15 protein-coding genes are annotated in these 13727 nt (G+C 66.6%); 9 read left to right on the top strand and 6 right to left on the bottom strand.

The window, feature by feature from the left end:
• Positions 1–31: 31 nt before the first annotated feature.
• Both PFY01_RS00510 and PFY01_RS00515 read right to left on the bottom strand, forming a co-directional pair.
• On the bottom strand, positions 32–1087 hold the full coding sequence (locus tag PFY01_RS00510; RefSeq protein ID WP_271042005.1) for a 1,9-bis(guanidino)-5-aza-nonane synthase: 1056 nt from the start codon (positions 1085–1087) through the stop codon (positions 32–34).
• Positions 1088–1301: 214 nt separating this feature from the next.
• Positions 1302–2567 carry a type III PLP-dependent enzyme gene (locus tag PFY01_RS00515; protein WP_271042006.1) on the bottom strand — a complete coding sequence of 422 codons (1266 nt, stop codon included), beginning with the start codon at positions 2565–2567 and terminating at the stop codon, positions 1302–1304.
• A gap of 229 nt (positions 2568–2796) precedes the next feature.
• On the opposite strand from PFY01_RS00515, the gene PFY01_RS00520 reads away from it, so the two are divergent.
• The 8 genes from PFY01_RS00520 (at position 2797) to PFY01_RS00555 (ending at position 11064) form a co-directional block, all read left to right on the top strand.
• Positions 2797–4026: a DUF2254 domain-containing protein gene (locus PFY01_RS00520; protein ID WP_271042007.1), complete on the top strand. Its 1230-nt coding sequence runs from the start codon at positions 2797–2799 to the stop codon at positions 4024–4026.
• Between the two features lie 106 nt (positions 4027–4132).
• The gene (gene phnC / locus PFY01_RS00525) at positions 4133–4942 is read left to right on the top strand and encodes a phosphonate ABC transporter ATP-binding protein (protein WP_055808912.1); all 810 of its coding nucleotides are present in this window, start codon (positions 4133–4135) and stop codon (positions 4940–4942) included.
• On the top strand, positions 4939–5955 hold the full coding sequence (gene phnD / locus PFY01_RS00530; RefSeq protein ID WP_055754543.1) for a phosphate/phosphite/phosphonate ABC transporter substrate-binding protein: 1017 nt from the start codon (positions 4939–4941) through the stop codon (positions 5953–5955). Before phnC ends, phnD begins: the two co-directional genes overlap by 4 nt.
• Positions 5952–6764 carry a phosphonate ABC transporter, permease protein PhnE gene (phnE, locus tag PFY01_RS00535; protein WP_045809538.1) on the top strand — a complete coding sequence of 271 codons (813 nt, stop codon included), beginning with the start codon at positions 5952–5954 and terminating at the stop codon, positions 6762–6764. Before phnD ends, phnE begins: the two co-directional genes overlap by 4 nt.
• A 91-nt stretch (positions 6765–6855) precedes the next feature.
• Positions 6856–7923, top strand: a complete 1068-nt coding sequence (locus PFY01_RS00540) for a substrate-binding domain-containing protein (RefSeq protein WP_017506635.1) — start codon at positions 6856–6858, stop codon at positions 7921–7923.
• A gap of 120 nt (positions 7924–8043) precedes the next feature.
• Positions 8044–8922 (top strand): UTP--glucose-1-phosphate uridylyltransferase GalU, encoded by an 879-nt coding sequence (gene galU / locus PFY01_RS00545; RefSeq protein WP_271042008.1) that lies wholly within the window; start codon positions 8044–8046, stop codon positions 8920–8922.
• Positions 8923–9023: 101 nt separating this feature from the next.
• Positions 9024–9821, top strand: coding sequence for an enoyl-ACP reductase FabI (locus PFY01_RS00550; RefSeq protein ID WP_169802112.1), 798 nt, complete (start codon positions 9024–9026; stop codon positions 9819–9821).
• A gap of 58 nt (positions 9822–9879) precedes the next feature.
• A complete protein-coding gene (locus PFY01_RS00555) occupies positions 9880–11064 on the top strand; it encodes a benzoate/H(+) symporter BenE family transporter (protein WP_271042009.1) in 1185 nt (394 codons plus the stop codon).
• A 14-nt stretch (positions 11065–11078) separates the two neighbouring features.
• On the opposite strand, the gene PFY01_RS00560 is transcribed toward PFY01_RS00555, so the two are convergent.
• Both PFY01_RS00560 and PFY01_RS00565 read right to left on the bottom strand, forming a co-directional pair.
• Positions 11079–11465 (bottom strand): DUF3597 family protein, encoded by a 387-nt coding sequence (locus PFY01_RS00560; RefSeq protein WP_066554053.1) that lies wholly within the window; start codon positions 11463–11465, stop codon positions 11079–11081.
• Between the two features lie 51 nt (positions 11466–11516).
• Entirely contained in the window at positions 11517–12233 is a 717-nt protein-coding gene (locus PFY01_RS00565; protein ID WP_271042010.1) for a glutathione S-transferase N-terminal domain-containing protein, read from the bottom strand.
• A gap of 162 nt (positions 12234–12395) precedes the next feature.
• Between PFY01_RS00565 and PFY01_RS00570 the strand changes: the two genes are divergently transcribed.
• Positions 12396–12572 carry a YegP family protein gene (locus PFY01_RS00570; protein WP_271042011.1) on the top strand — a complete coding sequence of 59 codons (177 nt, stop codon included), beginning with the start codon at positions 12396–12398 and terminating at the stop codon, positions 12570–12572.
• On the opposite strand, the gene rimM is transcribed toward PFY01_RS00570, so the two are convergent.
• Together rimM and rpsP are read right to left on the bottom strand one after the other, a co-directional pair.
• The gene (gene rimM, locus PFY01_RS00575) at positions 12569–13096 is read right to left on the bottom strand and encodes a ribosome maturation factor RimM (RefSeq protein WP_271042012.1); all 528 of its coding nucleotides are present in this window, start codon (positions 13094–13096) and stop codon (positions 12569–12571) included. The two genes, PFY01_RS00570 and rimM, sit on opposite strands and share 4 nt — an antisense overlap.
• A 69-nt stretch (positions 13097–13165) precedes the next feature.
• Positions 13166–13717, bottom strand: a complete 552-nt coding sequence (gene rpsP / locus PFY01_RS00580; RefSeq protein ID WP_165114081.1) for a 30S ribosomal protein S16 — start codon at positions 13715–13717, stop codon at positions 13166–13168.
• Between the last annotated feature and the right edge of the window lie 10 nt (positions 13718–13727).

The following is a 13727-nucleotide window of genomic DNA, read 5'->3' on the forward strand; positions in this document are numbered from 1 at the left end:
GCCGGCGGAGCGATCCCCCGGCCTTTTTTGATCAACCCTGCTCGAACAACTTGTTCCAGCGGCGCTTGTCGCGGCTTTTCCAAGCGCCGCGGTGGTAGGCGTCGGAGCCGATCAGGGGGACGACCGTGGTGGCCTCGGCGAAGACCATCTGTTCGTGGGTGGTCTGGACCTTGCCCCACGAAGCCGCCTCCTTCAGCGTCGAGGACGAGCAGGCGCCGTCGCGGACGTCAGCGACGGTGATCTGGACCGCATAGCGGTGCATCTCGGCCTCGACACCCAGGATTTCAGCGCAGACGACCGTGTCCTGGGCAAAGTTCTTGGGCACGCCGCCGCCGACCATGAACAGGCCGGTCACGCCGGCGGCGATCTTGATGTCGGTCAGTTCGCGGAAGTCGGCGATGGCGTCCAGCATCAGATAGGGCTGGCCGGCGGCGGCGCGTTCCTTCTGGTGTTTCACCAGACCAAAGCCGGCCGAGCTATCGACGAAGGCCGGGCAGAAAATCGGCACGCCCTCTTCATAGGCGATCTGGATCAGCGAGCCGGGCTTTTTGGCATTGCCCTCGCTCAGCCACTTGCCCATCTCCCAGATGAACTCGCGGCTGGAATAGCCGCGCGGCTCCAGCCGGTTGGCGATCTCCAGGATGGTGTGATCGCAGGCCTGGAGTTCTTCCTCGTCGATATAGGTGTCGTAGATTCGGTCGATGTAGTTGTCGCGCAGGACGTTGTCGTCCACCTCGCCGGCCGCCTGGTAGTGTTTGAAACCCAGGGCCTCGAAGAAATCCATGTCGACGATCGAGGCGCCGGTGGCGACCACGGCGTCAACCATGCCGAACTTCACCATGTCGCGGTAGACGTGCATGCAGCCTCCAGCCGAGGTCGATCCGGCCAGGATCAGCCAGGGCGAGCAGTCCTTGTCCTCGATGGCCATCGAGAAGATGTCGGCGGCGCGGGCGGTGTCGCGCGACGAGAAGGACATCTTGCGCATCGAGTCGATGATCGGGCGCGCATCGAAGCTGGTGATGTCGACGTGCTCGACGACATTCTGCAGCAGCTTGGCCTTGGTGTTCGATTGAACGGGAGCGTTCATTTCGGCGGTTTCCCTGTGATTTGAGCGCCCGTCGAACAAGCAGACGTGCCGGGACGGAGCGACCGACAGGACCGATAGACGCCCAACCATCGGCCGTCACCCTCGGACTTGATCCGAGGGTCGGACGTTCCGCCGCGCGTTCCTCGCAAGGAAGACGCAGAGGGGGCCGATCCTCGGGTTGAGCCCGAGGATGACGATTACAGGTGCGGGCGTCCTACTTCCGGCGCGACTTGCGCTGACCGGCCTTACCCTTGGGGCGTGACAGGCGCACGACCTTGCGGGCGTTCTCTTCCGCCGTGGTGCGCACGGTGGGGATGGAACGCGGAGCCAGACCGTAGAGCGAGGCCATCGGAGCGTCCTCGACTGCCGCGATGTCATGTTCGCCATAGCCGTTGAAGCCCGTCGACATGGCCACGCCATAGGCGCCCAGCATGCCGATCTCGATGAAGTCGCCTTCGCGCACATCGGCCGGCAGCCAGAAGGGTCCCGGCATATGGTCGATGGAATCGCAGGTCGGGCCGTAGAACTGGAACGCCTTCAGCTCGCCCGCGCTTTCGCCGTCCCGAACCAGCTTGGTCGGGAAGGGCCAGCGCGAATGGGTCGCGTCGAACAGCGAGCCGTAGGAGCCGTCGTTCAGATACAGAGCGTCGCCCTTGCGCAGATCGACGCGGGCCAGGATCGACGAGCTTTCGGCGACCAGCGCCCGGCCGGGCTCGCACCACAGCTCGGTCGTTTCCGACACCGGCATCTCGTTGAAGCCGCGATGGATGGCGTCGGCGTATTCGCTCATGTCCGGCGGGACCATGCCCGGATAGACGGACGGGAAGCCGCCGCCGACATCGACGATATCGACGATCACGCCCGCACGGCTGATCGACCGGCCGACCTGGGCCATGGCGGCCTGATAGGCGGTCGGGCGCATGCACTGGCTGCCGACGTGGAAGGAGACACCCATCAGGCCATCCTTGACCGCCTGGCGCGTCGCCATCAGCAGGGCCGGCGCCTGATCCGACGAGACGCCGAACTTGCCCGACAGCGTATAGGCGGCGCCGTCGGCCGAGACGGCCATGCGCACGATCAGGTTCAGGTCGTCCGCGCCACTGGTGGCGTCGAGAATCTTGTTCAGCTCGTCGATGCAGTCGAGCGAGAAGGTGCGCACGCCGTGATCGAAATAAGCCTTGGTGATCGCAGACCGGCTCTTGACCGGGTGCATGAAGGCCAGGCGCACGTCATGGCTGACCGAGCGAACCAGCTCGATCTCGGCGATGGACGCCACGTCGAAGCCGCGAACGCCGGCCTCGATCAGGGTTTCGACGACCCAGCGCGAAGGGTTAGCCTTCACAGCGTAGAAGACGTCGGCCTTTAGATTATCCTGGAACCAGCGCGCCGCTACGGAAACCGAACGCGGCCGCACGAGGGCGACGGGACGTTCAGGGGACCGCTCACGGACCAGGTCCAGGGGAAGCTGATACGTGCGCAATTCACGTAACCCCCTGCTAATTGTTAAACCCAGACCGGCGTTAGCGGCGCAGACAGGACCTACGGGGTCCGCCGGAGAGCGCGATATGGGGACGCGCGACTGTCATGTAAAGAGGTTTTTTCGTGGCGGGGCTTAGGTTTGACTGTCACAAATCCGCTCTGCGCCCTCCACTACACGGTCCAGCGGCAACCTTGACCGTTCTGCGCCGTTGCGATGATCGGAGGGTTTCATGAACCGATGGCTGTTCTTTTGGCGCAAGATGCGGCGTCAGCTGTGGGTGCGCGCCACGGCCTATGCCGTCGCGGGCGTCGCCGCAGCCTTGCTGGCCGCCGCCCTGGCCCCTTGGGTGCCGCAGGAGATGGCCGAGCGTCTGGGCGGCGAGTCTGTGGAATCGATCCTGACGATTCTGGCGTCCAGCCTGCTGGGCGTGGCGACCTTTTCGGTCGGCGCGATGGTCACGGCCTATACGTCCGTGTCGTCGGCGGCCAGTCCGCGTGTCGCGGCCCTGGTCACCAGCGATGACGAGACCCAGAAGTCGCTGGCGACCTTCGTCGGCGCCTTTCTCTACGCCATCGTCGCCGTCACCGCGATCAACGCCCATTATTACGGCCAGAACGGCCGGGCGATCCTGTTCCTGATCAGCCTGGCCATGGTGGGGCTGGTGGCGTTTCGCCTCCTGGCCTGGATCAACCGTCTGTCCAGCCTGGCGCGGGTCGGTCACATGATCGATCTGGTGGAGGCCCGGGCTCGCGAGGCGCTGGAACAGCGTCGCGACAATCCGTTTCTGGGCGGGCGCGGGGGCCACCTGCAAAACGGCGCGGACGTCACAGCGCCGGAAACCGGCTATGTCCAGAATGTCGATCCCGACCGCCTGCAGGCCATGGCCGAGAAACGAGACTGCCAAGTTGAGGTGGTCGGTGCGCCCGGCGCCTTCGTACGACGCGGCGAGGTCCTCGCCCGGATCAGCCTGCCGGCCTGCGACAAAGAGGCCCAGGACGCCTTCTGCTCCGCCTTCGCGATCGGAGACTCGCGCTCCTATGATCAAGACCCGCGTTTCGGCCTGATCGTTCTGGGCGAGATCGCCGCCAAGGCTCTGTCGCCTGGTATCAACGATCCCGGAACGGCCATTCAGGTGGTGTCGACCGGCGTGAGGCTGATGGACATCTGGGCCCGCGAGCGCGAGGAAGACGAGAAGCGGACCCTGCGCGATCGCCTGATGATGCCGGGCGTCTCCGAAGACGATCTGCTCGACGATCTGTTCGGCCCGATCGCCCGTTACGGGGCCGGCGACGTTGCGGTCGCCATCAGACTGCAAAAAGGCTTGAGGGCGCTGGCCTCGATCCCTTGTCTGGCCGCACCAGTCCGGACGATGGCCGATCAGGCGCTGGAGCGGTCGCGCGTCGCCATGCCGATTCCGGCGGACTACGCCCGGGTGAAGGGTGCGGCGGAACGCTCCTGAACGGCTCGGGTCTGGACGAGATTGCGCCCGACGTGCGATTAGGACTTGCCCGAGCGCGATTTCAGCTTATTGCGGCGCCCCTTCGCCATAGCCTCCTAGCGAGTTCATGAGTTCATCCGCAGCCGCCGCCGCCCCTGGGCTAGTCCTGGCGCGTGACGTGTCGAAGACCTTCGGATCGCGAAAGGCGCTGGACGGCGTCTCGATTTCCGTGGCCTCCGGCGAAATGGTTGCCCTGATCGGTCCGTCCGGTTCGGGCAAGTCCACCCTGCTCCGCTCCATCACCGGCCTGCAGTCGATCGACGCCGGCGCCGGCACGATCCAGGTGTTCGGCGAGACCGTGCAGAAGGACGGCCGGGTCACCGGCGCCGTGCGCAAGGCGCGCGGCAAGCTGGGCATGATCTTCCAGCAGTTCAATCTGGTCGGGCGACTGAGCCTGTTCTCTAACGTCATGCTGGGCGCGCTGGGGCGTCTGCCTGGATGGAAGGGTCTGCTGGGCCTGTGGCCCCAGGCGGACAAGGACAAGGCCATGGCGGCCCTGCACCGCGTCGGCGTCAGCGACTACGCCGCTCAGCGCGCCAACACCCTGTCCGGCGGCCAACAGCAGCGCGGCGCCATCGCCCGCGCCATCGTGCAGGGCGCAAAGGCCATTCTGGCCGACGAACCCGTCGCCTCGCTAGACCCGGTGTCCGCCCGCAAGGTCATGGAATTGCTGGTCGAGTTGAACAAACGCGACGGCATGGGTGTGATCGTCACCCTGCACCAGGTCGACTACGCCATCCGCTACTGCGACCGCGTCATCGCCCTGCAAGGCGGCAAGATCGTCTATGACGGCCCGTCCACGGCGCTGGACCAAAAGCGCCTGATCGAAATCTACGGTCCCGAGTTCGAGGACGCGTTCTGGGAGACCAAGGCATGAGCCTGTCGCGCATTTCCCCCACCCGCCGTCTAATCGCTGCGGCCGGCGCCGCCGTCATGATCCTGGGCCTGGCGGCCTGCGGCGGCGGCGAGGACAAGAAGGCTGCGGGCGGCGCGCCCAGCGAGATCACTTTCTCCATCCTGTCCGCCGAAGGCCAGGCCTCGGCCGGCCCGCTGTGGCAGCCGCTGCTGGACGACATGTCCAAGGCCATCGGCGTGCCGGTGAAGCCCTATTTCGGTTCGAACTACACCGTCCTGGTCGAGGCCATGCGCGGCAACCACACCCAGGTAGGCTGGTTCTCGGCCAAGCCTGAGGTCGAGGCCATCGATCGCGCCAAGGCCGAAGTCATCGCCCGCACCGTCAACCGCGAGGGTCTGGACAGCTATCAGTCGACCCTGATCGTCAAGAAGGGATCGGGCATCACGCTGGATCAGGTCATGGCGTGCGGCAAGAAGTACAACTTCGGCATCGGCGACGCCCAGTCGACGTCGGGCACCCTGGCCCCGCTGACCTTCCTGTTCAATCCGCGCGGCGTGGTCCCCAGCCAGTGCTTCAAGACCGTGCGCTCGGCCAACCACCAGGCCAACGCCTTCGGCGTGGCGACCGGCGTGATCGACGTGGCGACCTCCAACAGCGTGAACACCATCTTCATGCGCAAGGAAAACCCGCAGCTGGCCGGCCAGATCGAGGAAATCTGGACCTCGCCGCCCATCCCCGAGAGCGGCATCGTCGTGCGCGAGGACCTGGATCCTGCGCTGAAGGAAAAGATCCGCAGCTTCTTCCTGACCTATGGCCAGGGCGAAGGCGCCGAGGCCGAGCGGCAGCGCAAGGTTCTGGCGGACCTGGAATATTCCCGCTTCACCGCCGCCGACGACAGCTATCTGGACCCGATCCGCGAAATGATCGCCGACCAGAAACTGGGCGAGGCCCGCGCCAAGGGCGATACGGCCGCCGCCGCCGCCGCCGAGCGCGAGCTTCAACGCCTGCGCAGCCTGCGTGAGGTCCGGCCTTGACCGCAGTCGCGTCTCCCGCCGTCGCGATTCCGGCGGCGCCCAAGAAGTCCGCCCTCGCCTGGGTCGCCGACGTCCTCGTCTGGGGCGGCGTCGCCGCCGTCCTGCTGTACAGCATCGACGCCGTCGATCTGGGCAACATCTCGCGTCTGTTCGCGGGCAACGACAGCACCCAGCTGTTCGTCCACGACCTGCTGCGTCCCGACTTCAGCGACTGGAAGATGTTCGTCGCCAAGATGTGGGAGACGGTGCAGATCGCCCTATGGGGCACCTTCCTGGCCGTGATCCTGGGTATTCCGCTGGGTCTGGCGGCGGCGCGCAACATCGCGCCCGTCTGGGTCGTGACGCCGGTGCGCTGGATCATGAACCTGCTGCGTTCTGTGCCGGATCTGGTGATCGGCCTGCTGTTCGTCACCGCCGTGGGCCTGGGGCCTCTGGCGGGCGTCCTGGCCATCACCCTGAATACGGCCGGGGTTCTGGCCAAGCTGTTCTCCGAAGCGGTCGAGTCGATCGACAAAGGTCCGGTCGAGGGCGTGCGCGCCACCGGCGCGGGCAAGCTGCACGAGATCGTCTGGGGCGTCCTGCCTCAGGTCGCGCCGCTGTGGACCTCGTTCGCTTTGTATCGCTTCGAATCCAACAGCCGGTCCGCAACCGTTCTGGGTCTGATCGGCGCGGGCGGCATCGGCCAGGTGCTGTTCGACAGCATGAACGCCTTCGATTTCCGCGCCGTCTCGGCCATCGTCATCGTCGTCGTGGTCGCCGTGACCCTGATCGACACCCTGTCGCAGGTGATGCGCCGCCGCCTGCTGTAGCGGCGGCGGTCCCTTTCGCAGGCCCATTCTCGGGACTGTCATAATCCTCTGCTCTAAGCATCGCGAAATCGATGCTCAGGGAGAGCCTTGGATGATCCGCACACTGAAACTGGCGGCTTCGGCCGCCGCCCTTCTGGCCCTGGCGGCCTGTGGCGACAACGGCGGGGGCGGCTCCGCCTCCGGCGCGCGCTCCGGCATCTGGGCGGCGGGTTCGTCGACCGTCTTCCCCTTCGCCACGCGGGTCGCCGAGACCTTCGCGCGCGGTTCGGGCGGCGCGGCGCCGCGCGTCGAATCGCTGGGCACCGGCGGCGGCATCCAGGCCTTCTGCCAGGGCGTCGGCCCGACCACCCCGGACATCGCCAACGCCTCGCGTCAGATGAAGCAGTCCGAGTTCGACCTGTGCGCCAAGAACGGCGTCACCGACATCGTCGAGATCAAGATCGGCTTCGACGGCATCGTCATCGCCACGGCCCGTAACGGCAACGGCTTCAACTTCGAACTGAACGACCTGTACGAGGGCCTGGCCAAGGAAGTGCCGGGCGCCAACGGTCAGTTCGTCGCCAATCCGGCCAAGACCTGGAACCAGGTCAACGCCGGCCTGCCGAACCAGCGCATCCAAGTCTATGGCCCGCCGCCCACCTCGGGCACGCGCGATGCCTTCCTGGAGCTGGGCATGACGCCGGGCGCCAAGCTGGTGCCGGCGGTCAAGGCGATCGAAGGCGACAAGGACCGGTTCGAAGCCATCGCCCACACCCTGCGCGAGGACGGCGCCTGGATCGATTCCGGCGAGAACGACAACGCCATCGTCCAGACCCTGACCCGCACGCCAGGCTCGCTGGGGGTGTTCGGCTATTCGTTCCTGGAGCAGAACCTGGATACGGTGAAGGCCGAGACCATCGACGGCGTCGCCCCGACCGCTGACACCATCGCCAGCGGTGAATACCCGCTGTCGCGCAGCCTCTACATCTATGTGAAGAAGGCCCATATCGGCGTCATTCCGGGCCTGCAGCAGTTCGTGCAGGAGTTCCTGTCGGAAGGCGCCGCCGGCAAGGGCGGCTATCTGGCCGACCGCGGCTTGATCCCGCTGCCGGAAGACCAACTGCTTGCTCAGCGCGCGACCATCGCCGCCATGACCCCGATGGCCCGCCCCGCCAAATAAGGCGGAACCCGACCGCCGTTCCGCCCCTTCTTTCACCGGTTCGCCCCGTTGAAGCGCGAAGCGCTTCAACTCAAGCGCACGAGGCCGTAGAAGGGGCGGGATAGCTGTCAGGATGATTTGATGACCACCACGCCCGCGCGCCTGCGCAAGGCCGTACTGCCCGTCGCGGGCCTCGGCACCCGGGTCCTGCCCGGCACCAAGACGACCCCCAAGGAACTGCTGAACGTCGTCGACCGGCCGATCCTGTCCTACATCGTCGAAGAGGCGCGCGAAGCGGGGATCGAGCACATCGTCTTCGTCACCGGTCGCTCCAAGGGCGCCATCGAGGACTATTTCGATCACCAGATCGAGCTGGAAGCCCAGCTTCTGGCCAAGGGCAAGACTGACATCCTGGAGATGATGAACGCCGAACTGGCCTCGGCCGGGGAGATGAGCTTCACCCGCCAGATGCAGCCCAAGGGCCTGGGCCACGCCGTCTGGTGCGCGCGCGACATCATCGGCCACGAGCCGTTCGCCGTCATCCTGCCCGACGTCATCGTGGATTCTCAGCCCGGCGCCCTGAAACAGTTGGCCGAGGTCTATGCCGAGACCGGCGGCAACATCATCGGCGTGGAATCCGTCCCGGAAGATCAGACCCACAAATACGGCATCGTCGATCCGGTCAGCCGCGACGGTGCGCGCATCGTCATGAAGGGCATGGTCGAGAAGCCCGCCGCCGGAACCGCGCCGTCCAACCTGTCGATCTCGGGCCGTTACATCCTGCAGCCGGAAATCTTCGACCTGCTGGCGACGCAGGAAAAGGGCGCGGGCGGCGAGATCCAACTGACCGACGCCATGGCGCGACTGATGGCGGACCAGAGCTTCACCGCCGTTGAATACGAAGGCGTCACCCACGACTGCGGCGACAAGATCGGCCTGTTGCGCGCCAACGTCGCCCTGGCCCTGAAACGCCCCGACCTGGGCGACGCGGCGCGCCAGGCGATCGCGGGCCTGCTGTAACGCAAGGGAAGGCGGCGGGGGTTCCGGTTTACGCCCGCCCCTGCTAACCCTCCGCGCAAATCATCAGGAGACGAACCATGGCGACTTCCGAAGGCTGGGACATGCCGACCGGCGACCTCATGAAGGGCAAGAAGGGCCTGATCATGGGCGTGGCCAACTCCAGCTCCATCGCCTGGGGCATCGCCTCGCAGCTGGCCGCCCAGGGCGCCGAGCTGGCCTTCACCTATCTGGGCGAGAGCCTGGAGCGCCGCGTGCGTCCGCTGGCGGAAAGCGTCGGCGCCAAGCTGCTGATCCCGGCCGACGTCACTGACGACGCCTCGATGGATGCGGCCTTCGCCGAGCTGGAAAAGACCTTCGGCACGATCGATTTCGTCGTCCATTCGGTGGCCTTCGCCAACAAGGACGAGTTGAAGGGCAGCTTCGTCGACAACACCACGCGCGACAGCTTCCTCCTGGCCATGAATATCTCGGCCTTCAGCTTCGTGGACGTGTCCAAGCGCGCCGCCAAGCTGATGCCGAACGGCGGCAGCCTGATCACCCTGACCTACCTGGGGTCCGAGCGGGTCATTCCGAACTACAACACCATGGGCGTGGCCAAGGCCGCGCTGGAAGCCGCGACCCGCTATATCGCGCGTGACCTGGGTCCCAAGAACATTCGCGTCAACGCCATCTCGGCCGGGGCCATGCGCACCCTGTCGCTGGCCGGCATCTCGGGCGGGCGCGGCCTGCACTCCAAGTCGGCCCAGTTCTCGCTGATCAAGGAAGAGACCTCGATGGAGGGCGTCGCGGGCGCGGCCCTGTGGCTGTGTTCGGACCTGGGGCGTTCGACCACTGGCGAAGTCGTCCACGTCGATGCCGGCTTCCACGCCGTGGGCCTGCCGGAAGACATCGAGGGCTGATCAAGGAGGGCTGGATCCCAGCCTTCCGCCATCCAAGACGACGGTTTAAGGCCGGGGCATGACTGCTCCGGCCTTTTCCATGCGCACCCTGCCCGCCTCGGCCTTTTCGTCCGCCGCCGTCGCGACGGTGATCGGGTTCGGCGGGACGGTCGCCCTGGTGGTCCAGGCGGGTCAGGCGCTGGGCGCGGACGCGGGCCAGATCGGGTCAATGGTTACCGCCCTGTGCCTGGGCATCGGGGCGCCGGGCGCCTTTCTGAGCTGGCGGCTGAAGATCCCCGTCGTTCTGGCCTGGTCCACGCCGGGGGCGGCCCTGCTGGCGGCCTCGACCCTGGGGCTGTCCTGGCCGACGGCGATCGGCGCCTTCGTCTTCGCCGCCCTGCTGATGATCCTGACCGGCCTGATCCCGGCGCTGGGGCGGTTGGCCGCGCGGATACCAGCCACCATCGCCACGGCCATGCTGGCGGGGGTGTTGCTGCCCTTCGTGCTGAGACTGTTCAAGGTCGTGCCGGACGAGACGGCCCTGTTCATCGGGCTGATCGCGGTGTTCCTGATCTTCAGACGGCTGTGGCCGACCTGGGCCTTGCCCGCCGTGCTGGCGGCGGCCTTTGCGGTGCTGGCGATGCGAGGGCAGCTGGCGCTGCCCGCAGGGACCGGCCTGTTCGGCCATCTGGAGCCGGTCGCGCCCGTGTTCGACTGGAAGGCGGCGGTCAGCCTGGGCTTTCCGTTGTTCTTGGTGACGCTTGCGGCGCAGAACCTGCCGGGGCTGGTGGTGCTGCAGAGCGCCGGCTATCCGCCGCCCGCGAACCGACTGATCCTGTCCACCGGCGTCGCCAGCCTGCTGATCGCGCCGTTCGGCGGGCATGGGGTCAATCTGGCGGCGATCACGGCGGCGATCTGCACCGGGCCGGACGCGCACCCCGACTTCGCCAAGCGCTGGATCGTAGGCGTTATCTACGGCGGTCTTTATCTGGTCGTGGCTCTGTTCGCCGCGCCGCTGGCCGGGCTGTTCATCGCCATGCCGCCAGCCGTGCTGGCGGCGGTGACGGGTCTGGCGCTGATCGCGCCGCTGACCGGCGCGCTGCACAACATGATGATGGATGTCGGATCGCGCGAGGCGGCCGTGCTGACGTTTGCGGCGACGGCTTCGGGCCTGACCCTGTTCGGCGTCGGATCGGCCTTCTGGGGTCTGGTCGTTGGGTTTGCGGCGCTGGCCGCGATGCGCTGGATCAGACCGCGGGCCTGATCCAGCGAGAGGGATTAATCCCGCAGCGAAGCCGGGACCTGACCGCCGTTTTCGGCCAGCTTCTTCCAGACCGCCTTGGACAGAGCGATGTTCTGTTCGGCCGAGCCGTGCTCGCCGGCGTGGACGTTCAGTTCCTCGGCCAATTCCTTGCGGGCCGCCAGGCTGGAATCCAGGTCCAGCAGCTTCAGCAGGTCGACGATCGAGGTGCGCCAGTTGCCGCCGCCGCCCTTGGACGCCGCCAGATCGCTGAGGACCGCCTCGACATCGACGGGCGGCAGGGCCGGCGTCGGGGCGGGGGCGGCGCCCGGCGCGGGTTGGGCGCTGGGCGCCGGGGTCGGCTGAGGCGCCGCCTTGGGCTTGTGGCCCGTGATCTTGTTCCAGATCGAAGAGAAGATACCCATAGGTCGCGCTCCAGTTGATGCCGTCAGATAATGCCCGTGGGCGGCGACGGTTCAGTGACGCGCCGGAATCTCCAGTCCGCGCTGCACGGCGGGGCGCGCTAGGCCGCGCTCCAGCCAGGCGGCGACGCGCGGGAAGTCGGCGAAGCCTACGATCTCGCCCGCTTCGTAGAAGCCGATCAGGTTGCGGACCCAGCCCAGGGTGGCGACATCGGCGATGGAATAGTCGCCGACAAGCCAGTCGCGGGGGTCTCCCCCGTCATTGGCAAGCCGCGTCTCCAGCACGCCCAGCAGGCGGCGGCTTTCGGCGACGTAGCGGTCGCGCGGGCGCTTATCCTCGTATTCCTTGCCGGCGAAGCGGTGGAAGAAGCCCAGTTGGCCGAACATCGGACCGATCGCGCCCATCTGGAACATGACCCACTGGATCGTCTCGTAGCGGGTCGCCGGATCGGCCGAGAGCAGTTTGCCGGTCTTCTCCGCCAGATAGATCAGGATGGCGCCGGATTCGAACAGGGCCAGCGGCTGTCCGTTCGGGCCGTTCGGATCGAGGATGGCGGGGATCTTGCCGTTGGGGTTCAGCGACAGAAACTCCGGCCCCCAGGTCTCGTTCTTGGTGATGTCGACGAGGTGCGGCTCGTAGGCCAGGCCGACCTCCTCCAGCATGATCGAGACCTTCACACCGTTCGGCGTCGGCAGCGAATAGAGCTGGATCCAGTCGGGATGCTGGGCCGGCCAGCGTTGCGTGATCGGGAAGGCGGACAGGTCGGTCATGGGTGCGGCCTCGACTGGGTGATGACAACCATGTCGGGGACGTTTGTGAGGTTCGCAACTGTCGTCGGCACGATTTGATCGCGGGCTTGTGTCTGGAACCGTACGGGGGACGATGTCAGCTTGGCCGTGACCGATCACAGGTCTCAGGAATGGAGACGCCCGATGGCGCACAAGTTCGAAATCGTCAAAAACGACAAGGGCGAGTTCCGCGCCCGCTTCAAATACAACAGTGAAGTGATCTTCTGGACCGAGAACTACGCGTCCAAGGCGTCCGCCAAAAACGCCATCGAGTCGATCATCAAGAACGGCCCGACCGCCGAAATCGAGGACAACAGCTAGTCCGGCTCGCGCTCGCCCACCTCGGTCGGCGGCACGGCCAGAAGCCAGCCGTCGGCCAGGTGCAGTTCCGGCGTCGCTTCCTTGGTGAAGGGCAGATACCAGGTCGGGCCGCCCGCGGCGGGCTCGATCTCCAGCATGTCGTCGGCGCCGAAGTTCTGGACCGATTTCACCGTGCCCATGACGGCGCCCGCCGTGTCGCGGACCTGAACGCCCAAGAGGTCGGCGAGGTAGAACTCGTCTTCATCCGGCTCGGGGAACCGGTCGCGGGGGACGTGCAGCTTCAGGCCGCGCAGGGCGTCGGCCTGTTCCTTTGTGGCGATCTCCTTGGCCCGGCCGACGACGCCGTTCTTGTCGGGCCGCGTCGAGGTCAGGGTCAGGGCCACGGTCCCATCGGCGCGCAGCAGAGGGCCATAGGCGGTCAGGGCCAGGGGATCGGCGGTGAAGGCGGTCACCCGCACCTCGCCCCGCACGCCGAAGCCGCCGCCGACCTGGCCGACGAGGATCAATCTGGTGTCCGTGGTCATGCGTGCTCTTAACCCATGAAAAAGGCGGCGTCGAAAGACGCCGCCCTGATCATCGTCAAACCGAAAGGCTTAGCCTTCGGCCTTTTCCTCGGTCGCTTCAGCAGCCGGGGCTTCCTCTGCGGCGGCGTCAGCGGCCGGAGCCTCTTCGGCAGGCGCTTCTTCAGCAGCGGGAGCGTTCTTGGCGGCTTCGGCGGCGGCGGCGGCCTCTTCCTTGGCGCGGGCGGCGGCTTCAGCGGCCTCGACCTTGGCGGCGGCTTCGGCTTCCAGGCGGTCGGCTTCGCGCTGGGCGCGTTCAGCGGCGCGCTCTTGCGCCTTCTTGCCCGGAGCGCCCTTGTTCGGGTTGTTCGACTGCGTCCACTTGACCTTCTGGCCCAGGGTTTCGTCCTGCGACAGGAAGCGGGCGACGCGGTCGGTCGGCTGGGCGCCCTTGCCGAGCCATTCGGCGATGCGCTCGACCTTCAGGGCGACGCGCGGTTGGGCACCGTCCTTGGGCAGCATCGGGTTGTAGCTGCCGACCTTCTCGATGAACTTGCCGTCGCGCGGCGAGTGCGAGTCGGCGATGACGATGTGGTAGTAGGGGCGCTTCTTGGCGCCGCCGCGGGCCAGACGAATCTTCAGCATTTCAGGTCTC

The sequence above is a fragment of the Brevundimonas vesicularis genome (assembly GCF_027886425.1).
Taxonomy (GTDB): Bacteria; Pseudomonadota; Alphaproteobacteria; order Caulobacterales; family Caulobacteraceae; genus Brevundimonas; species Brevundimonas vesicularis_C.